This window comes from Janthinobacterium sp. 13, assembly GCF_002749695.1.
GTDB classification, from domain to species: domain Bacteria; phylum Pseudomonadota; class Gammaproteobacteria; order Burkholderiales; family Burkholderiaceae_D; genus Janthinobacterium; species Janthinobacterium kumbetense.
The window spans coordinates 5,670,537-5,691,079 of record NZ_PEEQ01000001.1 but is presented as its reverse complement, the minus strand read 5'-3'; the positions used below and the strand labels follow the sequence as shown (position 1 = coordinate 5,691,079).

General features: G+C 65.5%; 15 protein-coding genes. 12 read left to right on the top strand and 3 right to left on the bottom strand.

Translation table 11 applies throughout. The features are described 5' to 3' along the window. Position 1 precedes the first annotated feature (1 nt). From CLU94_RS25055 to CLU94_RS25045, 3 genes are read left to right on the top strand one after another with little or no spacing between them, the layout of a single operon-like run. Complete coding sequence (locus tag CLU94_RS25055) at positions 2-814, top strand: alpha/beta fold hydrolase (RefSeq protein ID WP_099667636.1); 813 nt, start codon at positions 2-4, stop codon at positions 812-814. Between the two features lie 39 nt (positions 815-853). Continuing rightward, positions 854-2,257, top strand: coding sequence for a PoNe immunity protein domain-containing protein (locus tag CLU94_RS25050; RefSeq protein WP_099667635.1), 1,404 nt, complete (start codon positions 854-856; stop codon positions 2,255-2,257). A gap of 29 nt (positions 2,258-2,286) precedes the next feature. Beyond that, positions 2,287-4,278 (top strand): DUF6630 family protein, encoded by a 1,992-nt coding sequence (locus CLU94_RS25045; RefSeq protein WP_099667634.1) that lies wholly within the window; start codon positions 2,287-2,289, stop codon positions 4,276-4,278. 20 nt (positions 4,279-4,298) lie between these two features. On the opposite strand, the gene CLU94_RS25040 is transcribed toward CLU94_RS25045, so the two are convergent. After that, complete coding sequence (locus tag CLU94_RS25040) at positions 4,299-5,675, bottom strand: YihY family inner membrane protein (protein ID WP_099667633.1); 1,377 nt, start codon at positions 5,673-5,675, stop codon at positions 4,299-4,301. A gap of 67 nt (positions 5,676-5,742) precedes the next feature. Between CLU94_RS25040 and wrbA the strand changes: the two genes are divergently transcribed. The 9 genes from wrbA to CLU94_RS24995 all read left to right on the top strand — a co-directional run bounded on the left by wrbA (position 5,743) and on the right by CLU94_RS24995 (position 15,988). Then, entirely contained in the window at positions 5,743-6,351 is a 609-nt protein-coding gene (wrbA, locus tag CLU94_RS25035; protein WP_099668485.1) for an NAD(P)H:quinone oxidoreductase, read from the top strand. Continuing rightward, positions 6,351-6,761 carry a DUF2069 domain-containing protein gene (locus tag CLU94_RS25030; protein ID WP_099667632.1) on the top strand — a complete coding sequence of 137 codons (411 nt, stop codon included), beginning with the start codon at positions 6,351-6,353 and terminating at the stop codon, positions 6,759-6,761. Before wrbA ends, CLU94_RS25030 begins: the two co-directional genes overlap by 1 nt. 11 nt (positions 6,762-6,772) lie before the next feature. Continuing rightward, positions 6,773-8,188 carry an FAD-binding oxidoreductase gene (locus CLU94_RS25025; protein WP_180278767.1) on the top strand — a complete coding sequence of 472 codons (1,416 nt, stop codon included), beginning with the start codon at positions 6,773-6,775 and terminating at the stop codon, positions 8,186-8,188. Then, entirely contained in the window at positions 8,185-8,613 is a 429-nt protein-coding gene (locus CLU94_RS25020; RefSeq protein ID WP_143451534.1) for a DUF4124 domain-containing protein, read from the top strand. Before CLU94_RS25025 ends, CLU94_RS25020 begins: the two co-directional genes overlap by 4 nt. Then, positions 8,601-11,192, top strand: coding sequence for an FtsX-like permease family protein (locus tag CLU94_RS25015; protein WP_099667629.1), 2,592 nt, complete (start codon positions 8,601-8,603; stop codon positions 11,190-11,192). Before CLU94_RS25020 ends, CLU94_RS25015 begins: the two co-directional genes overlap by 13 nt. Then, the gene (locus CLU94_RS25010; RefSeq protein WP_099667628.1) at positions 11,192-12,268 is read left to right on the top strand and encodes a lipocalin-like domain-containing protein; all 1,077 of its coding nucleotides are present in this window, start codon (positions 11,192-11,194) and stop codon (positions 12,266-12,268) included. The genes CLU94_RS25015 and CLU94_RS25010 overlap by 1 nt, the downstream gene beginning before the upstream one ends. A 77-nt stretch (positions 12,269-12,345) precedes the next feature. Next, positions 12,346-14,199 (top strand): ABC transporter transmembrane domain-containing protein, encoded by a 1,854-nt coding sequence (locus tag CLU94_RS25005; protein ID WP_099667627.1) that lies wholly within the window; start codon positions 12,346-12,348, stop codon positions 14,197-14,199. A 12-nt stretch (positions 14,200-14,211) separates the two neighbouring features. Next, entirely contained in the window at positions 14,212-14,886 is a 675-nt protein-coding gene (leuE, locus tag CLU94_RS25000; protein WP_099667626.1) for a leucine efflux protein LeuE, read from the top strand. 10 nt (positions 14,887-14,896) lie between these two features. Then, positions 14,897-15,988: a threonine aldolase family protein gene (locus CLU94_RS24995; protein WP_099667625.1), complete on the top strand. Its 1,092-nt coding sequence runs from the start codon at positions 14,897-14,899 to the stop codon at positions 15,986-15,988. Positions 15,989-16,070: 82 nt separating this feature from the next. On the opposite strand, the gene CLU94_RS24990 is transcribed toward CLU94_RS24995, so the two are convergent. Both CLU94_RS24990 and CLU94_RS24985 read right to left on the bottom strand, forming a co-directional pair. Beyond that, positions 16,071-17,513, bottom strand: coding sequence for an OmpP1/FadL family transporter (locus CLU94_RS24990; protein ID WP_099667624.1), 1,443 nt, complete (start codon positions 17,511-17,513; stop codon positions 16,071-16,073). A gap of 198 nt (positions 17,514-17,711) precedes the next feature. Beyond that, positions 17,712-20,414, bottom strand: coding sequence for a bifunctional diguanylate cyclase/phosphodiesterase (locus CLU94_RS24985; RefSeq protein ID WP_257218989.1), 2,703 nt, complete (start codon positions 20,412-20,414; stop codon positions 17,712-17,714). Between the last annotated feature and the right edge of the window lie 129 nt (positions 20,415-20,543).

Below are 20,543 nucleotides of genomic sequence, written 5' to 3'. Positions count from 1 at the left end.
GATGCTGTTCACCATCGACAATACCACCGCCTACTGCTACACGGGCGGCAAAGCTTTTGACCCGAATCAACCGACGGCCGTCTTCATCCACGGCGCACAGAACGACCATTCCGTGTGGGCCCTGCAGACGCGCTACTTTGCCCACCACGGCTGGAACGTGCTGGCCGTCGACTTGCCGGGACACGGCCGCAGCGGGGGCAAGGCCAGGGACAATGTGGCCGACCTGGCGCGCTGGATCCTGGCCGTGCTGGACGCGGCCGGCGCGCCCAGGGCCATGCTGGCCGGCCACAGCATGGGTTCATTGATCGCGCTGGAAGCGGCATTCCTGGCGCCCGGGCGGATCAGCCACCTGGCCATGCTGGGGTCCACCTACCCGATGAAGGTCTCGCCCGCGCTGCTGGAAACGTCGCTGAGCGATGAACAGGCGGCCATCGACATGGTCAATATCTGGTCGCATTCGTCGATCGCGCAAAAGCCGTCGTTTCCCGGCCCCGGCTTTTACGCCATGGGCGGCGCGCGGCGCCTGAAGCAGCGCATCGCCGCCCTCAACCCCGATCACGTGTTTCACACGGATTTTTTCGCCTGCAATGCCTACGCGAACGGCGAAATCGCCGCCGCTTCGGTACACTGCCCCACTTTATTCATTTTCGGCGCGCGCGACATGATGACGCCGCCCAAATCGACCCGCTTGCTGACCTCAAGCATCGCGCATGGCACCGTGGTGCAGGTCGACAGCGGGCACGAATTGATGGCCGAACAACCGGACGCCGTGCTTGACACGCTGTTTGCGTTTGCGCAAAGCACGCCGGCATGACGCCACGCCACGCACGTGTTTTTTTAGGATAGATGCACCATGTTGTTGAATACCCTGCTTGACGAATTGACAGGCCGCGGCAGCGGCACGGAAGCGGCGCGGCGCGAACGCTATGAATGGCTGGAACAGCTGCGCTGCACCAACCCGCAGGCGGCCGGAGGCGGCCCCATGGCCGGCATCCCGGGCCACCACTGGTACCGGCTGCCGCAGGCGCTCGGCGTGGCCGGACAAGAATCCGACCTGCTGGTCGGCACCCTGAACGCCCAGTACCTGGTGTTCGCGGGCCGCCACGCGGCAGCTTTCGCGGCCGAACTGGGCCTGCAATACGACGCCAACAACCGCATCGACCGCCCCGGCGGCATCGACGAACTGCTCGACGCCTATGAAGAACAGGCCGACGGCAGCTGGAGCACCGTGGCGGCGGGCCAGCCGGCGCCGCCGCTGGCCGGCTGGGACGACGTGTACTTCCGCGTGCGCGACCTGAGCGACGGCAAGGCCATCCAGAGCGTGACCACCATCGCCTACGAGAGCAGCCGCTTTCCCGGCTACACCCTGCTGGGCACGACCCTGGTGGGCGCGGGCGCCATCGCGCACGACGACGAGACAGCGCAGTATCTGCAGCAAGTCTTCGCCGACTGGGCCATCCAGCGCGATTGCGCCGATGCCTGTCCGCCGGCATCCGCACCCTGGCCCCATGCACCGCGCCAGGCGCCGCCCGAGACGTACGACACTGCGTTCGACTTTGCCCGCAACCTCGCCTACCTCGACGCCCTGCTGGCTGCCTATGTCCGCGCGCAGGCGCAGGCGCAAGTCGATGGCGGCGACGACGCCTACTGGGCTTGCGCGGCCGCCAGCACGGCTTACCAGGTCTTCTCGCTGCGCTACACGGCAGGCTTGCCCTTGCCTGACGTGGAAACGGCGCTGGAAGCGGCCGTCGCCGCCTGCGAAACGGCGCGCGCGGCCCTTGCCGCGGCCTACGCTGACGACGCCTTGCCCGCCTTTGATTTCGAACAATTGACGGATTACGCGCGCACCTTGCAGCTGCTGGGCGCGACCCTGCTGTTCGGCCGTCACGACCTGGCCAGACGCCTGGCCGCCCTGCAAACGGCCTTCGATGGCGAAGATGGCGTGTACGAAGCGCTGCTGTCCGCCATCGATCCGCAGCGTCCTGCCGTCGACGAATGGTATTTCGCCGAACCCTATACGGCCCTGTACGACTGCCTCGACGCGGACGACCGCGCACAGCAGCTGGAGCACCTGCAACAATACCTGGCCGGCTGGCACGGCGCGCTGGTGCGCGAAGACTGGTTCAACGGCCATTTGCGCGCGCAGGGACTGGGCGGCTACTACGGCCTGTGGGCCTTCGAAGCGGCCGCCGTGGCGCAACGCCTGGGGCTGGAGCGCGGCGCGCTGGCGCACTGGGTCATGCCGCCAGCGCCCTGAATACCCCGTACACTTTTAGATAAATATCAATGATCAATACCGCAGCCCTGTTCAGCACCCCCTTCCTGCCCGGCCAGGCCGGCTTCGACACCGATACGATCACGGGCCTGGCCGAATGGCGGCTCGATACCCCCATGCTGTTCAAGCTGCTCATCGGCGCCGGCACGCAAGCCGTCGCCTGGCCCATCTACGGCGATGGCGAAGACTGCCCCTGCGTGCTGGCCGCGCCGATGGCGCAAGCGCAGGCCAGCTGGCAAGCCTTGTCCGCCCTGATGGACAGGCCGCGCGACGCGGCCGCCATCGTCGCGCGCGCCGCCATCAGCGCCCTGCTGGCGGGGGGCCAGCCGTGGCTGATCCTCGATTGCGTGCAGCTGATCCCGCACGATATCGGCACGCCGCAATACGCGGCCGGGCTCGAAGCGCTGCGCGCCGAAGCGCAAGCCCTGCACTCTGCCCTGCAGCGCGGCGACAAGGAAGCGCTGGCGCCCCTGCTGGCCGCCGGCGCTGCATCGCCCGCCATTGGCTACTGGTCGGCCACGGCCGACGCGCAGCTGGCCGATGTCGAGGAACTGGATGCGAATGTGCTGCCCTTCCTGCAAGGCCTGGAAGTGCGGGAATGGGTGGAAGACGCGCTGTGCTACGCGGTGGCTGCGGCGGGACAGCCGGACATTCGGGGCCTCGTCACGCCGTACGGCCGCTGGATCGCGCCGCTGTCGCTGGGCCTCGTTCACCTGGACGCCAGCGACGCGGACGATGGCTGGATCACCTTTGCCACGGCGGACAAGCCCGACGCGCACGGCGTGCTGGACCTGAACGGCACGGTGGTGCTGGCGCCCGCGCCCGGCGCCCTGTACGTGATCAGCTCCCACCTGGTACAGCAGATCGCACCGGACGGCGCCAGCCGCCTGCTGCGCCTGCCCGACGGCACGCTGCTCATCGACAGGGTCGACAACATTGGCGAGCGCGAAGACGGCTATATCGACATCGAGCGCCAGACGGGCGATGATGATGAACGCAATGTCTGCGGCGTGCTCGACAAGATGGGCAAGGTCGTGGTGCCGCCCGCCTACAGCTCCGTGCAGGATTTCGGCACCAAGAAAAAGATCGCCATCGTCAGCCAGCGCATAGCCGGCCGCTTCCTGTTTGGCATGATTAATAGCCAGGGCGAGCTGCTGGCGCCCTGCCGGTACGAAGCCATCGATTGCGCCACGACGTCGTCGCCGCCCAGGCTGCGCAAGAACCTGATCTTCGCCATCGATGCGCAAGGGCTGGCCTGCATGCTGACCCTGGACGGCAAGCAGGCGTTTGTGCCTTTGTACCCGCCCGCCCACCATCTGCGCGGCGTCGCCGTGCAAAGCGACTTTTTATATGTCGTCAAGGATGGCATGGCCTGGAGCATGGATTTCACGGGCCAGCTGCTGGAACAGTTCGACACCGTGGAAAACTTCAAGGCGGCCATCACGGCCCAGTTGAGCGAGGCCATGGGCCTGAGCAAGAAAAAGCCCGTCAGGCGCCGCAGCTTTACGCCCACGCAAATCCTGGCAAAGGCCGACCGCGCGCAGTTGCGCAGCATGGCCGCCCTGTTCTTGCAAGGCGATGCGGACCTGGCCGCGCGCTGCGTGGACATCACGCTCGAAGAGCTGGCGGAGGACGATCCGGAAGAAGAATACGAAGGAGACACGCCCGCAGCGGCCTGTTTCTTCCTGCTGTGGTCCACGGCCGCCCACACGCTGGGGCACGGCACCACCCTGGACTGGAAAGCCGTCGATGAAGTGCCGCGCATCGTCCAGCATATCGGCCTGCCCGCGCTGCGCGATTTTTCCTGGGCCGAGCGCGAGGATGGCGACGCGATGGCCGAGGGCCTGGCCGCCATCGCCGCCCACCTGGCGCCGCATCAGCTGCGCCTGATCAACATGCACGGCGGCGAAGACACGTATTATCTGGGCGTGGTGCGGGCGCAGGATGCGGCCGCGTTCAAGGCAGCGGCGCTGCTGGCGGCCTTGCGGCCCGTGGTGTACTAAGACCGCTCAGTTAAGACCGCTCAATTGCATTTGACGGTGCCGAAATGCTGCGCCAAAGTCAGGCCCAGTCCCTGCTCCACGGCGTTTTCCACCTGCGCCGCCAGGGCTGCCGCTTCTTCCGCCGCCTCGATATCGCGTTCATTGGTGGAGCCGGCCGGATAGCCGGAGTTCACGCGCATGCCGCCGAAGACGAACAAGCGGTAGACATCGGCCAGGCTGATGCGGTTGACATTGCCCAGCAAGACCCAGTGGTCGGAACTGTCGGCCACGCGCTTGCCCCACTGCACCCGCACGGCGCCCTCCACGTTGACTCGTCCCACCCAGCCCTGCTGCACCATCTTGTCGAGCAGGGTTTCCATCTCTTCGAAGCCCAGGCGCGTGCTGCGGCGGATCTCGGCCGCGCCCACCAGGGCCGAATCGCCGCAGTGGCAAGCCTGGTGCAGCACTTTCAAGATGGCGACGGCGTCGACGAATTCGCTGCCCGGCGCCGCCTCATACCACCAGCGTTCGTATTTCACGACGGGCAAGGCGGCCACCAGCAAGGCGCCCACGAGGGTGATCATCCAGCTGAGGTAAATCCACACGAGGAACAGCGGCAAGGCGGCCAGTGCGCCGTAGATGCGCGAATAGGTGGGAAATTCCTGGATGAATTCGCCGAAGCCCCGCTTGGCCACCTCGAACGCCAGCGCCGCCAGCAAGCCGCCCCAGGCCGCGTCGCGCCAATCCACGTCGCGGTTCGGCACGGCGATGTACAGCAGGGTAAACGCCAGCATGGTCAGGCCGATCGACACCAGCGTATAAAACACGGCGCCCAGGAAAGGCACGGCGCCCACCACGCCGCTGGTGGCCATGAAGAGGCGCGACGTCACCGTCAGCGACACGCCCACCAGCAGCGGCCCCAGGGTGACGATGGCCCAGTAGACAAGCAAGCGTTTGGTCCAGCGGCGTTCCTGGCGCACGCGCCAGATGCGGTTGAAGACGCGCTCGATCAAACCCATCATGCCCACCGACGTGACGATCAGGGCGCCCGCGCCGATGGCCGACAATCGCGTGGCCTTCGAGGCGAACGTGGTCAGATAATCGAGGATGGTGTTCGATATGCCCTTGGGCATCACGCTTTGCACGAAATAATCTTCCAGCGCATGGCGGAAGGTATTAAATAGCGGGAAAGTGGTGAAGATCGCCAGGGCCAGGGTCAGCAGCGGCACCAGCGCAAACACGGTGGCGAACGTCAGGCTGCCGGCCACCTGCGGCAGGCTTTCCTCGCGCACGCGGCGGCGCGCGAACTGCAGCAGGTCGCGCGTTTCGGACCAGGTCAGGCCGCGCACGACGGCCAGCCCGATGCTCAGGGCGCGCCACAGGTATTGGAAGAACGGGAATATATATTTTGAAAACATGTGCAAAATCAGAACGGCGCCATGACAGCAGTCGTATCAGGCTGTAAAGCGCCCTATAATACCAATGATGAAGCCAACCAATCTGATTATTCTCGTATTGTTTTATTCACGCCATGGCGCCACGCGCCAGTTGGCCGAGTTGATAGCCCAGGGAGTGGAAAGCGTGCCCGGTTGCGACGCCCGCCTGCGCACCGTGCCCGCCGTCTCGACGGTGACGGAAGCGACGGCGCCCGAAGTGCCCCTTGACGGCGCGCCCTACGTGGAACTGGAAGACCTGCAGGAGTGCGCGGGCCTGGCCCTGGGCTCGCCCACGCGCTTCGGCAACATGGCCGCCGCCATGAAGTACTTCTGGGACGGCACGGCCAGCGACTGGCTGGCCGGCAGCCTGTCCGGCAAGCCCGCCTGCGTGTTCACGTCCACGGGCAGCCTGCACGGCGGCCAGGAATCGACCCTGCTGTCGATGATGATCCCCCTCTTCCACCACGGCATGCTGGTCATGGGCTTGCCCTACACGCATCCGGAACTGATGACGACGTCCACGGGCGGCTCGCCGTATGGCGCCACGCACTGGTCTGGCATAGACGGCGACAAGGCCCTGAGCGACGATGAAAAGCGCCTGGCCATCGCCCTGGGCCGGCGCCTGGCGGAAAACGCCGCGAAACTGGCGGGCGCGTGATGCACGGCGCACTGCACAAGTATTTTCACTGGGGCGCCATCGCCAGCCTCGTCACCCTGATCGTCTGGTGCGTGCTGTGGGAAACCGTCGTCGCGCCGCTGCAGCCGGGCGGCTCCTGGGTCGTCCTGAAGGCGGCGCCCCTGCTCATACCCCTGTATGGCGTCATCAAGCGCGACGTGTACACCCTGCAATGGTCGTCGATGGTGATCCTGCTGTACTTCACGGAGGGCGTGGTGCGCGGCTACAGCGACACGAACCCCGTCTCGGCCCGGATGGCCTGGGGCGAGGCGGCCATCGTCTGCATCTATTTTGCCTGCGCCGTGCTGTATCTGCGCCCATATAAAAAGGCGGCCAAGCGCATGGCCAGGGAATTGCTGGAAAAAGTGACTAAAGTGAGCATCAAGAAATGAACGACAAGCCCATGACTGACCAAGCCGACTTCCTCTCCGCCTGTCGCGACCTGCTGGGCGACGCCTACGTCCTCACCCTGGACGCCGACACGGCGCCCTTCCTCACCGACTGGCGCGACCGTTTCACGGGCAAGGCCCTGGCCGTGCTGCGCCCCGCCACGGTGGAGCAAGTGGCAGCAATCCTGCGCGCCTGCGCGCAATGGCGCGTCCCCGTCGTGCCGCAAGGCGGCAACACGGGCCTGGTCCTGGGCAGCATCCCGGACGCCGCCGGCACGGCCATCGTGCTGTCGCTGGCGCGCCTGAACGGCATCCGCGCGCTCGATCCCGTCAACCGCACCATCACGGTGGACGCGGGCTGCATCCTGCAAACCATCCAGGAAGCGGCCAGCGCCGCCGGTTGCCTGTTCCCCCTGTCGCTGGCGGCCGAAGGCAGTTGCACCATCGGCGGCAACCTGGCGACGAATGCGGGCGGCACGGCCGTGCTGCGCTACGGCAACACGCGCGAGCTGTGCCTGGGCCTGGAAGTGGTCACGCCGCAGGGCGAGATCTGGAGCGGCTTGCGCGGCTTGCGCAAGGACAACACGGGCTACGATTTGCGCGACCTGTACATCGGCGCCGAGGGCACCCTGGGCGTGATCACGGGCGCCGTGATGAAGCTGTACCCGCAGCCGAAAGCCTGCATCACGGCGCTGGCCGCCATGCCCTCGCCCGCCCACGCGCTGCGCCTGCTCTCGCTGATGCAGGACCATTGCGGCGCCAGCCTGACGGGTTTTGAACTGATGTCGCAGTATTGCCTGCAGCTGGTGGCGGAGCAGTTCCCGCAGCTGCCGCGCCCATTCGCCGACGCGCACGGCCAATATGTGCTGCTCGAATTGTCCAGCAGCCAGTCCGAGGCGCATGCCGTGGAATTGCTGGAAGCGAGCATCGGTGCGGCCCTGGAAGACGAATTGATCGAAGACGCCGTCGTCGCCAGTTCCGTGGCGCAGTCCGAGGGACTGTGGCAGCTGCGCGAACACATCCCGCTGGCGCAGGCGCAGGCGGGCAAGAACATCAAGCACGACATCTCGCTGCCCATCTCCCGCATCGCCGATTTCATCGCCATCACGGATGCGGCCCTGGAATCAGCCTTCCCCGGTTGCCAGCTCGTGTGCTTCGGCCACCTGGGCGACGGCAACCTGCATTACAACGTGGCGCCGCCAGCCGGCATGACGGACCAGGATTTCCTCGCCAACCAGGATGCGATCAACCGCATCGTGCATGACCAGGTGCACGCTTTTGGGGGCTCGATTTCGGCCGAACACGGCATCGGCGCGCTGAAAAAGGCCGATCTCGCGCACTACAAGTCGCCGCTGGAATTGCAGCTGATGCGCGCCGTGAAGCAGGCGCTGGACCCGCAGAACATCATGAATCCGGGGAAGATATTGTGAAGCCGTCGTCCCTCCTGCTATGCGCCATGGCCTTGCTGGCCGGTTCCGCCAGTGCGCAGGACGTCTACAAGTGCGTGAAGGATGGCCAGAGCAGCTATAGCGCCACGCCCTGCACGGCCGGCCAGCTGCAAATCCTGGAAATCCCCCCGCCGCCGCCCGCCGTCGACAAGGGCGCGGCCACGCGCCAGGAACGGGTGGCCAGCCAGATGGAAGCGGCGCGCAAGAAGCAGGAGCAGCTGGAAGACCAGGCGCGCGAACGGGGCGCCAGGCAGCAGGAAGTCCACGAGAAGCACTGCGCGCAGCTGCGCCTGGAACAGAAATGGGCGGCGCAGGACGCCGTCGGCGCGGGCGACAAGAACCGCGATGCGGCGCAATTGAAAGCACGGCGCGCCGGCGAACGCCTGGCCGTCGAATGCCTGCATTGAGTGCGCCGGCAGCCGATCCTGCGGGCACGCGCCTGCTTTCTCGCTGGCTGCTGCTGGGCGAATGGCGCGCGCATCCCGTGCGCGCCCTCGTCGCCATCCTGGCCATCGCCATCGGCGTATCGCTGGGCTTTGCCATCCACCTGATCAACGCGGCCGCCTTCAATGAATTTTCCACGGCCGTCAAAAGCCTGTCCGGCCAGGCCGACGTGCAGGTGGCCGGGCGCGAAGCGCTGTTCGATGAAGCCATCTACCCATGGCTGGCGCAGCGCGACGGCGTGGCTGTCGCTTCGCCCGTGCTGGAACTGCAGGCCACGGTGGCGGGCAAGAAGGATGGCGGCCCGCTGCACATCCTGGCGCTCGACGTCTTCCGCGCCGGCTTCATCTCGCCCGACCTGATCGGCGCGCCGGCCGAAGGCCAGCCTTTCGACACCCTGGCCGACGACGCCGTCTTTTTGTCGCCGGCCGCCTTGCGCTGGCTCAATGTAGCCCAAGGCGGCGAGGTCGCCCTGCAATCGGGCACGGGCACGGTGCCGCTGCGCGTGGCCGGTTCGCTGCAGCGCGCGCGCGCCGGCCAGCGCATCGCCGTAATGGATATCGGCGCGGCGCAATGGCGCTTCAACAAGCTGGGCAAGCTGTCGCGCATCGACCTGAAACTGCGCCAGGGCGTCAACCGCGACGCCTTCCAGGCCGAACTGGCGCGGGCGCTGGAAGCACAGTACCCGGGGCGCTTCCAGGTGGGCCAGCCAAATGACGAAAACCAGAATAGCCGCAACAATAACCTCAGCCGCGCCTACCGGGTCAACCTGACGGTGCTGGCCCTCGTCGCCCTGTTTACGGGGGCGTTCCTCGTGTTTTCCACGCAGGCGCTGTCCGTCATCCGCCGCCGCGGCCAGTTCGCGCTGCTGCGCGTGCTGGGCATGGAACGGGGCCGGCTGCTGCGCCAGGTGCTGCTGGAAGGCGCCAGCCTCGGCGTCGTCGGCGCCGGCCTGGGCATCGCGGGCGGCTACGCCATGGCGGCCGTGGCCCTGCGCTTCTTCGGCGGCGACCTGGGCGCCGGCTATTTCGCGGGCGTGCAGCCGCAGGTGCAATTCACGCCCGTCGCCGCCTTCGTCTACTTCATCCTCGGCCTCGGCGTCGCCTTGCTGGGCTGCGCCGCGCCCGCGCTGGAAGCGGCGCGCGCGGCGCCCGCCATCGCCCTGAAATCGGGCAGCGAGGAAGTCGTGACGACGCGCCTGGCGAAAACCTGGCCCGCGCTGGTCTGCCTGCTGCTGGCCGGCGCCCTGACGTTCCTGCCGCCCGTGTTCGAGCTGCCCCTGTTCGGCTATCTGTCCATCGCGCTGCTGCTGATCGGCGCCATCGCCCTGATGCCGCAACTGGCCGCCGTCGTCTTCCGCTTCCTGCAGCGCGCCTGGCTGCGCACGGAGACCAGCCTGCATGCGCCCGTGCGCAGCCTGACCCTGGCCCGCCTGGCGAACGCCTCGGGCCAGGCGGGCATCGCCCTCGGCGGCGTGCTGTCGAGTTTTAGCCTGATGGTGGCGATGGCCATCATGGTGTCGAGTTTCCGCGTTTCCGTCGACGACTGGCTGCTGCAGATCTTGCCGGCCGACGTGTACGCGCGCACGGCCGCCAGCGGCGGCACGGCAGGCTTGAATCCACGCGAACAGGCCAGCATCACCGCCCTGCCCGAAGTGGCCAGGGTGGATTTCCAGCGCCTGCGCTCGCTGTCGCTGGCGCCCGACCGTCCGAATGTGATGCTGCTGGCGCGCCCGATCCTGCTGTCCGATCCGGGCAAGAGCATGGTACTGGTGGGTGACACCCTGCCCGTGCCGGCAGGTAGCCGGCCCGTGTGGCTGTCGGAGGCGGCGGCCGACCTGTACAACGTCAAACCGGGCCAGCAGATAGCCCTGCCGCTGGCAGGCGGCTTGCACAAGTTCTTCATCGCCGGCATCTGGCGCGACTATGCACGCTCTTCCGGCGCCATCCAGATGCCGCTGGACGACTACCGCGCGCTGACGGGCGACCTCGATGTCAGCGACGCCGCCCTGTGGCTGGCCAAGGACGCCACGGGCGACGCGCTGCAACAGCGCCTGAAAGCGCTGCCGTTCGGCGCCAGCCTGGAAGTGTCGAACCCGTCGGCCATCCGCGCCCTGAGCCTGCAGATCTTCGACCGCAGCTTCGCCGTCACGTATTTGCTGGAAGCCATCGCCATCGTCATCGGCCTGTTCGGCGTGGCCGCCACGTTTTCCGCGCAAACCCTGGCGCGCGCCCGCGAATTCGGCATGCTGCGCCACGTGGGCGTGACGCGCGGGCAGATTTTGTCCATCCTGGCGCTCGAAGGCGGCGCGCTGACGGCGCTGGGCATTGCCACCGGTTTCATCCTGGGCCTGCTGATCAGCTTTGTGCTCGTCTTCATCGTCAATCCGCAATCGTTCCACTGGACCATGCAGCTGCACTTGCCGTGGCCCTTGATCGCCACCGTGGCCGGCGCCCTGCTGACGGCGGCGGCCGCCACGGCGCTGATCGCGGGCAGACAAGCCTTGTCCGCTGGCCCCATCCGCGCCGTCAGGGAGGACTGGTAATGCGTCGTGTTTTCATCTTGTCATTGGCGCTGGCGCTACCTGCGCTGGCCGCGCCGCCTGCCTTTGCCCCCGTCACGCCGCTGCCGGCCGGCCAGACCCTGCGCCTGCCGCACGACTTCGGCGCCCATCCCGCGTATAAAACGGAATGGTGGTACGCCACGGGATGGGTCAAAACGGCCGGCGGCGAGCAGCTGGGCTACCAGGTGACCTTCTTTCGCAGCGCCACGGCCACCGATACGGACAACCCCAGCGCGTTTGCGCCGAAACAGCTGATCATCGGCCATGCGGCCCTGTCCGATCCCAAGGTGGGCAAGCTGCTGCACGACGAGAAAAGCGCGCGCGAGGGTTTCGGCCTGGCCTACGCCAAGGTGGGCGACACGGACGTAAAGCTCGACGACTGGCGCATGCAGCGGCAGGCGGATGGCAGCTACCGGGTCAGCCTGGCCGCGCGCGAATTCAACCTGCAGCTGACCCTCGCGCCCACCCAGCCCGTGCTGCTGCAGGGCGTTGGCGGCTACTCGCGCAAGGGCGCGCGGCCCGCGCAATCGAGTTACTACTACAGCAAGCCGCAGCTGCGCACGACGGGCTCGATCGCGCGCGCGGGCGGCAAGCCGGAAGCCGTGACGGGCGCCACCTGGCTCGATCACGAGTGGTCCAGCCAGGTGCTCGATGCGGACGCCAGCGGCTGGAACTGGATAGGCGCCAACCTCGACGACGGCGGCGCCCTGATGGCCTTCCAGATCCGCAGCAAGACAGGTGCTAAACTATGGGCGCACGCGACATGGCGCGACGCGTCCGGTAAGATGACGCAGTTCGCCCCTGGCGACGTCGATTTCACGCCCACGCAGCTTTGGCGTTCGCCCCGCACGCAAGCCGAATACCCGGTCGCCACCGAGATCCGCACGGGCGCGACGCGCTGGCAGATCAAGCCGCTGCAAGCGGACCAGGAACTCGATTCGCGCCGCTCGACGGGCGCCGTGTACTGGGAAGGCGCCGTGACGGTGGAGCGCGACGGCCAGCCCGTGGGCCGCGCCTACCTGGAAATGACGGGCTACGTCCAGCCGATGAAGTTATAAGCAATGCATAAAATGCCGGGGTCAGACCCGTCGGGACTGACCCCGGACAAGCAAAAAGTAAATCAAAGCGAAAAACAATGACAACCAGCACAGAAACAGGCAGTACCAGTACAGCAAGCACCGCACCGACTCCCGACACCGGCACCAGCCGCGAACTGAAAAAAGGCAGCCTGGCCGCATTCAAGGGCTTGATGCCCTTTTTGACGCCGTACCGCAAGCAGTTCTTCCTGGCCGGTATCGCGCTGGTGGTGGCCGCCGCCTCCACCCTGGCCATTCCCGCCGCGTTCAAGCAGATGATCGACCTCGGCTTCGGCAGCGCGGCCGGCTCGAAGAGCATCCAGCACGTCGACCTGGTCTTCCTCGCCCTGTTCGGCGTGGCGTCCATCCTGGCGCTGGCCACGGCCGCGCGCTTTTACACGGTGTCGTGGCTGGGCGAGCGCGTCACGGCCGACATCCGCAGCGCCGTGTACCGCCACGTCGTCACGCAAAGCCCCGAATTCTTTGAAACCACGCAGACGGGCGAAGTCCTGTCGCGCATCACCACCGACACGACCCTGATCCAGGCCGTCGTCGGCACCAGCATCTCCATGGCGCTGCGCAATGTGCTGCTGTTCCTGGGCGGCCTGGTGATGCTGTTCGTCACCAGCGCCAAGCTGGCGGGCATCATCATCGGCCTCCTGATTCTCGTCGTCGTGCCCATCATCGTGTTTGGCCGCAAGGTGCGCAAGCTGTCGCGCGACTCGCAGGACCGCATCGCCGACGCGTCGGCCATGGCCGGCGAAATCCTCAACGCCATGCCCACCGTGCAAGCGTTCACGCACGAGAAAATCGAATCGAAACGCTTTGGCGACTCCGTCGAAGGCGCCTTCATGACGGCCATGCGCCGCATCCGCGCCCGCGCCCTCTTGACCATGATCGCGATTTTGCTGGTCTTCGGCACCATCGTCTTCGTGCTGTGGCTGGGCGCGCGCGCCGTGCTGGAAGGCTCGATGACGGGCGGCGACCTGGGCCAGTTCATCCTGTACGCCTCCATCGTGGCCGGCGCCATCGGCGCCCTGTCCGAGGTGATGGGCGAAGCGCAGCGCGCCGCCGGCGCCACCGAGCGCCTGCTGGAACTGATGGCCGTCAAATCGGAAATCGCCTCGCCGGCCACGCCGCTGCCGCTGCCCGCGCGCGCCGCGACCGGCGCCGCCTTGACATTGGACAATGTCATGTTCTCCTACCCGTCGCGCCCGGACACCCACGCGCTGGACCACGTCAGCCTCGACATCCACGCCGGCGAAACGGTGGCCGTCGTCGGCCCTTCCGGCGCCGGCAAGACCACCCTGTTCCAGCTGTTCCTGCGCTTCTATGACCCGCAAAGCGGCAGCATCCGCCTCGATGGCGTGGATATCAAGCAGCTGGACTTGCACACCCTGCGCGACGCCATCGGCATCGTGCCGCAGGATACCGTGATTTTCTCGGCCGACGCCATGGAAAACATCCGCTACGGCCGCGCCGGCGCCAGCGACGAGGAAGTGATCGCGGCGGCGAAAATGGCGGCCGCCCACGAATTCATCGAGCGCCTGCCGAACGGCTACAAATCCTTCCTCGGCGAACGGGGCGTGCGCCTGTCCGGCGGCCAGCGCCAGCGCATCGCCATCGCCCGCGCCCTGCTGAAAAACCCGCCGCTGCTGCTGCTCGATGAAGCCACCAGCGCGCTGGACGCGGAATCGGAACGCCTGGTGCAAAAGGCGCTGGAAGCGGCCATGGTGGGCCGCACCACGGTCATCATCGCCCACCGCCTGGCCACCGTGCAGCGGGCCGACCGCATCATCGTCATGGAAGACGGCAAGATCGTCGAGACGGGCACGCATGCGTCGCTGGTCGCAATGAAAGGCATCTATGCGAACCTTGCCGCACTGCAATTTCACAACGTACAGATCAACTAAGCAAAAACAGCCATGAACGCACTTTTCCACGCCAACCTGGGCATCACCGATTTCTGGACCTTTTTATTGGGGACCATCTTCATCGTCATCCTGCCCGGTCCCAATTCCATGTATGTGCTGTCGGTGGCCGCCCAGCGCGGCGTGCGTCCCGCCTACCAGGGCGCCTTCGGCATCTTCGCCGGCGACCTGATACTGATGGTGCTGTCGGCCTGCGGCGTGGCCTCCCTGCTGAAAGCCAGCCCGGCCCTGTTCTACGTGGTGAAATACATCGGCGCGGCCTACCTGGGCTGGATCGGCCTGCAGATGCTGATCGGCTGCTGGCGCAAGCTGCGCGCGCCGGCACCGGCCGAAGGCGAAGCGGCGGCCGTCCCTGCCCCCGTCAAGGAAAGCGACCCATTCCGCAAGGCGCTGATCATCAGCCTGATGAACCCGAAGGCCATTTTGTTCTTCATTTCCTTCTTCATCCAGTTCGTCGACCCGGCCTTCCCGAATCCCGTGCTGTCCTTCATCGGCCTGGGCCTGATCTGCCAGGTGATCAGCTTTACCTACCTGACGGCCATCATTTTTGTCGGCGCGCGCCTGGCCGAGACCTTCCGCCGCCGTCGCCGCCTGTCGGCCGGCATGGGCGGCGGCGTGGGCGCCATGTTCATCGGCTTCGGCGCGAAACTGGCCACGGCCACCCTGTAAGGAAACCACCGTGACCGAACTCGAACTGCGCCAGCGCTGCCATACCGTCCTGCCCGGCCACCGCCAGCCCGCCCCAAGCGCCACCTTCGCCGCCATGGCCGCCTGGTGCGACGCCAACGATGTTGCGCACGATACCTACGGCGAAGGCGCGCTGATCGAACAGTTCGAGAACAAGATCGCCAGCCTGCTCGGTTTCGAGGCGGCCGTGTTCTGCATCACGGGCACCATGACGCAGGTCACGGCCCTGCGCCTGGCGTGCCAGGACCGGGGCTCGCGCCTGGTGGCGCTGCATCCCACCTCGCACATCCTGCGCCACGAGCGGGGCAACCATGAATTGCTCGATCATTTCAAGGGTTTGATGATCGGCGACCCGCACCGCCCTTGGACGGTGGACGACTTGCGCGCCGTGCCCGATCATCTGGGCGCCGCGCAGCTGGAACTGCCGATGCGAGAGATCGGCGGCCAGTGCCCTTCCTGGGAAGACTTGAGCCAGATCAAGCAGCACTGCCGCGAGCACAATATTCACCTGCACATGGATGGCGCGCGCCTGTGGGAGGCGCAAGCGGGTTTCGGCCAGTCCCTGCCCGCCATCTGCGATGGTTTTGACTCCGTCTACGTGTCGCTGTACAAAGGCATCGGCGGCCTCGGTGGCGCCATGCTGGCCGGCAGCCGGCCGTTCGTCGAACGGGCGCGCGAATGGTTCCGTCGCCAGGGCGGCAATATCGTGCACCGCACGCCCTGGGTGGTGGCCGCCGCCATGCAGTTCGATGCGCGCCTCGCCGCCATGCCGCGGTATTTTGCGCGCACGCAGTGGCTGTACGCGATGCTGCGCGACTTCCCGGCCATTGCCGTCAATCCTGCCAGTCCGCAAGCGAACATGCTGCACCTGCACTTGCCCGTCTCGCGCGAACGGGCCGTCGCCATCCGCAACCAGGTGGCCGCCGACCACGGCATCTGGCTGTTCAGCCGCGCCAGCCACGCAGCCCTCCCCGGGCACAGCGTGGTGGAATGGTATGTGGGAGACCAGTTGCTGGAACTGCCCGACGACAGCGTGCGGCTGGCCTTGACCCTGCTGGACCAGGCCATGCGCGCCAGGGATTAATTGACAATCGTGACACCCAAAAAAAAGCGCCCGAAGGCGCTTTTTTTCTTTCATGGCGGCCGGGTTGGCCGCCACTACCTGCTTAGAACTTGTAGTTATAAGCGAGACCGATCAACTGCATGCGGGTCTTGAACAGGCCCTTGGTGGTTTCACCGTTGCCGGTGCAGCCAGTTTTGACAGGCGAGCAGTCATTCGTGTAGTTGACACTGGCGTCCTTGAAGTCGATATAGCTGTACGCCAGGTCGATCGAGGAATTGGCGTTCAGCTTCCAGTTCGCGCCGATCGAGTACTGCATGCGGTCGCTGTCCGGCAAGGCCGGGTGGCGCAGTTCGGCACTGCGTACTGGCGCCTGGTCGTGGGCGATACCGGCGCGCAACAGCAGGTTTTCGCTGTACTTGTAGTTGGTGCCCAGCGAGACGCGATAGGTATCTTTCCAGTTCTGGCGGATGCGCTCGGCGCCTTCGGCCGTCGGCGGGAACTGGATGTCCAGGTTCTGCAGGCGCGAAGTGCGGGTCCAGGTGACGTCGCCCATCAAGGCCCAACGATCATCCATCTGGTGGAAGGCATTGATCGACAGGGTTTCCGGCGTGCGCAGTTCCACCAGCGCCTCGGAATTGACCTTGTTCGAGGCCTTGGCGATGAAGCCGTTCACGGCAGGATTGCTCGTCACTTGCGAGAAATCCCAGATGGTGCTGCCTTTGAGCTTGTGCGAAATCGACGAGCGGTAGGCGATACCGAAGCGCGTGCCTTCGTTCAGCTGGTACAGATAGCCGAGATTGAAGCCAAAGCCCCAGTCATGGCCATCCATCGACGCATGGCCATCCTTGATTTGGCCCTGCAACGCCGCGCCCGCAGCTTGCGCGGCGGCCAGGCCCTGGGTCTTGGCGATATTGGCCAGGAATGCCTGCGATGCGCTAGGCGCGAACTTGCCCAGGAAGGCAACCGAACCCGGCACGTCCACGCCCTGGCCCAGTTCCGCCTTCATGTATTCAGCCGTGATGCCGAAACCGAACGAGTGGTGCTGGTCCAGCTTGAACGACACGGAAGGATTCAGGGCGATGGCTTCGAGCTTGATATTGGTGATCGCGTAGCGGCCATACCAGTCATTGCCGTAGTCGAGCTTGGCGCCATACGGCACGAACAGGCCGGCACCGACGGTCCACTGGTCATTGATTTTCTTGCTGGCGTACAGCGCAGGCGCGAATACGGCGTCCGGCGCATAGTCCTTGGTGGCCGCGTACGGCGTGCGATTACCAGGGAAGAAAGGCTTCGAACCCGCATCCGTGTAGGTCGAATGCGGTACCACCAAAGTACCGCCGCCAACGAATTGCGTGCCTTCCAGGCGCGACAGGCCGGCCGGGTTGTAGAAAATGGTCGATGCGTCGGCCGCTTCGGCGCCGCTGGCATCGGCCGTGCCCTGGGCGGAAACACTTTGCGAGCCGAAACGGTAGCCCGATGCTTGTGCGGTGGAGGAAATGCCGGCGAATGCGGCAACGATCAGGAGGGGCAGATATTTATGTTTCAAGTTGGTCTCTCTTTATTATATGAAATTGTCTTCGGCACACTATCGCGGGCATATCCAGCTGCCCCGTCTTGCACTTTTCTTGCCGCCGTGAACTCCAATTCACTGACGGCATGAGCGAAGCATATAATATTTTTTAGAAAAAAGCGAACGTTCGCTCTTTTTATGAAACGGCGTTGTTTTTCCTGCGCATACGACCTTCTACAGTGCCAAGGCAGGGGCTGGCAGCGGTATCAGAAAGCGCTGATGCATCAGCGACAGCATCTGTTCCGCCGGCACGGGGCGCGAGATGAAATAGCCCTGCACCTCATTGCATTGCAGGGTGCGCAGGATGTCGAGCTGCTCGCGCGTCTCTACCCCTTCGGCCACCACGCTCATGCCCAGCGCATGCGCCATCGACAGGATGGCGCGCACGAACACTTCGCCCTGCTCCGAGCGGCCCAGCTCCATGGTGAAGGCGCGGTCGATCTTCAAGCCATCCATGGCGAACTTCTGCAGCTGCGACAGCGAGGAATAGCCGGTGCCGAAATCGTCGACCAGCAGGCGCACGCCCAGCGCGCGGATGGCGGACAACTGCTCCACGGCGCGGTTCTGTTCATCCATCATGGCCGATTCCGTGATTTCCACCTCGATCAGGCGCGCATCGATGCGGTGGCGCGTCAGCGCGGACGCCAGCACCTGGTGCACGTCGCCACGGCCGAACTGGCGCGCCGAGACGTTGATGGACACGGGCACCAGCTCCAGTCCGCTGGCTTGCCAGCGCGCCATCTGCAGGCACACCTTTTCGATGACGACTTCGCCCAGCTGGGAAATCAGGCCGCTGCTCTCGGCCACGGGAATGAATTCCAGCGGCGGCACCATGCCGTGCTGCGGATGGTGCCAGCGCACCAGCGCCTCCATGCTGCACAGCTGCCCGCTCATGGCGTCGACCCTCGGCTGGTAGACGACGAGGAACTGATCCTGCTCCAGCGCCGCCACCAGGCTTTGCTCCAGTTCGCGGCGGTTGCGGATGGTTTCGAACAATTCCGGCTGGAAAAAGCGGTGATGGCCCTTGCCCGCCACTTTCACGGCATACATGGCGATATCGGCGTTCTTCAGCAGCACTTCCGTCTCGGCGCCATCGCGCGGATACAGGCTGATGCCGATCGAGGCGCCCATCTTGTGGCGTTCGCTGCCCAGGTAAAACGGTTCGTCGAAGGCGATGGCGATGCGCTGCGCCACCTGCTCGGCGCGGCTGTCGTCCTCCACCGGGTCGAGCACGACGACGAATTCGTCGCCGCCCAGGCGCACCACGTGGTCGCCCGGCCGCAGCACGGCCTTCAGGCGCAAGGAGGCGGCGCGCAGCACCTTGTCGCCCTCCGCGTGGCCCTGCGTGTCGTTGATATCCTTGAAGCCGTCCAGGTCGATGAACAGCAGCGCCAGCATGTGCCGCGCGATGGCGGCGCGGCCCAGGGCGCCGGGCAGGAATTGCTGCAGCCAGTAGCGGTTGGGCAAGCCCGTCAAGCCGTCCTCATTGGCCAGGCGGCGCAAGTCGCGCTCGTGCTCCTTGGCCGTGCTGATGTCTTGCAGGGTGACAGCCAGGCGGTCGCCGCTGCGCACCAGGCGCCGGCGTATCCAGCGCAGCTTGAATGGGTTGCCTTCTGGCAATTCGATCTCTTCCTCGGAAAAACCGGAGACCATGGCGGCCCGGTAATTATGGATCAAGTCGCGGAAATACGGCTCGTGGGCGCGCGACTGCAGGCGCATGCCCAGCAACTGTTCGCGGCGCACGCCGAAGTAGCCGGCGCCCGGCTCGTTGCAGTCGACGATCTCGAAGTCGAGGATGCTGCCATCCGTGCCGCGCAGGGCGGCGATGATATAAAAGCCGTCGCTCGTGCCTTCGGTGGCCATGCGGTAGGCATTGCGCACGCCTTCGGACTGGTGGTGGCGCCACGCCAGGCGCAGCGACAGCACGGTGGCGACGGCGGCAAAGGCCAGCAGCAGCACGGTGACGGCCAGGGCGATGCCGAGATAGATCGTGCGCGTTTCCTCGTAGGGATGCAGCATTTCACCGTCCGACAGTCCGACCACGGCCGTAAACGGATAGGCTTTCAGCGCCTGCCAGCCCACATAGCGATTTTGCTTGTCGGAAAAAGCTATCCTGCCGCCCGAATGCAGGGCGCCGCTCTCCGTTTCCAGGAAGCTGGTATCGAGAAACGGCGTGCCCTGGCCGCTCTGCGTTGGCAGCACGCGCGAGCCCAGGCGCGTGCTGAACAGCTCGCCCTCTTCGCCCACCATGGCCGACATGCCGAACTTGCCAAAATTGACACTGTTATAGAATTCGGAAAAATAGCTGGAATGGATGGAAATGAGCAGCACGCCGTCGAAGTTGCCATCCTCGTCTTCCAGCCGGCGCGTGAAATGCACGAGGCTTTCGCCGGCGCCCGGCGCTGACGGGGCCGCCTCGCTGGCCCTCCCCAGCGCGATGCGCAGCGCGCTGGAATTGCTGCGCCAGTGGCGCAACAGGAAATCGCTGCGCTCGTTGACGCGCAAACGCTGCAACGGCGCCGTGGCCGTCACGGGATGGCCCTTGCGGTCGAGGATGGCGACGATGGCAAATTGCGGCAAGGCATACATGCCCTGCGTCTTCAATTGATCGAGGCGCAGCTGGCCGCGCGAGTTTTCCCATTCATACTTGAGCTGCAAGGTCAGCTGGTCCATCTGCTCCAGCGTGCGCAGCAGATACTGGCCATATGCTTTCGACAAGGAAGACACGCTGTCGAGCGCCTGCTGCTGCGCCACCTTCTTTTCCGCTTCCAGCTGCAGCAAGGTGGCCGTCCACAATACCGCGCACAGGATCAGGCCCAGCAAGGGCCAGGCCAGGATCAGGCGCAGGTTAGCCTTGAGAAAATCGGCCCTGCTCATCTCCACCACGGCGGCGTTATTATTATTTACAAATTGTCGCAAGAACATGGTGCAGCATCTGCCGTTTCTATGTATTTCTTCAAGGACACACAAATTACCACAGAGTCATGTTTGCAGGTAAGACGGCAG

Excerpts from the sequence above, each read along its gene's own strand:
- CLU94_RS25055 (WP_099667636.1), top strand. The coding sequence starts at position 2 with ATGCTGTTCACCATCGACAATACCACCGCCTACTGCTACACGGGCGGC.
- CLU94_RS25050 (WP_099667635.1), top strand. The coding sequence starts at position 854 with ATGTTGTTGAATACCCTGCTTGACGAATTGACAGGCCGCGGCAGCGGC.
- CLU94_RS25045 (WP_099667634.1), top strand. The coding sequence starts at position 2,287 with ATGATCAATACCGCAGCCCTGTTCAGCACCCCCTTCCTGCCCGGCCAG.
- CLU94_RS25040 (WP_099667633.1), bottom strand. The coding sequence starts at position 5,675 with ATGTTTTCAAAATATATATTCCCGTTCTTCCAATACCTGTGGCGCGCC.
- wrbA (WP_099668485.1), top strand. The coding sequence starts at position 5,743 with ATGAAGCCAACCAATCTGATTATTCTCGTATTGTTTTATTCACGCCAT.
- CLU94_RS25030 (WP_099667632.1), top strand. The coding sequence starts at position 6,351 with ATGCACGGCGCACTGCACAAGTATTTTCACTGGGGCGCCATCGCCAGC.
- CLU94_RS25025 (WP_180278767.1), top strand. The coding sequence starts at position 6,773 with ATGACTGACCAAGCCGACTTCCTCTCCGCCTGTCGCGACCTGCTGGGC.
- CLU94_RS25015 (WP_099667629.1), top strand. The coding sequence starts at position 8,601 with ATGCCTGCATTGAGTGCGCCGGCAGCCGATCCTGCGGGCACGCGCCTG.
- CLU94_RS25010 (WP_099667628.1), top strand. The coding sequence starts at position 11,192 with ATGCGTCGTGTTTTCATCTTGTCATTGGCGCTGGCGCTACCTGCGCTG.
- CLU94_RS25005 (WP_099667627.1), top strand. The coding sequence starts at position 12,346 with ATGACAACCAGCACAGAAACAGGCAGTACCAGTACAGCAAGCACCGCA.
- leuE (WP_099667626.1), top strand. The coding sequence starts at position 14,212 with ATGAACGCACTTTTCCACGCCAACCTGGGCATCACCGATTTCTGGACC.
- CLU94_RS24985 (WP_257218989.1), bottom strand. The coding sequence starts at position 20,414 with ATGAGCAGGGCCGATTTTCTCAAGGCTAACCTGCGCCTGATCCTGGCC.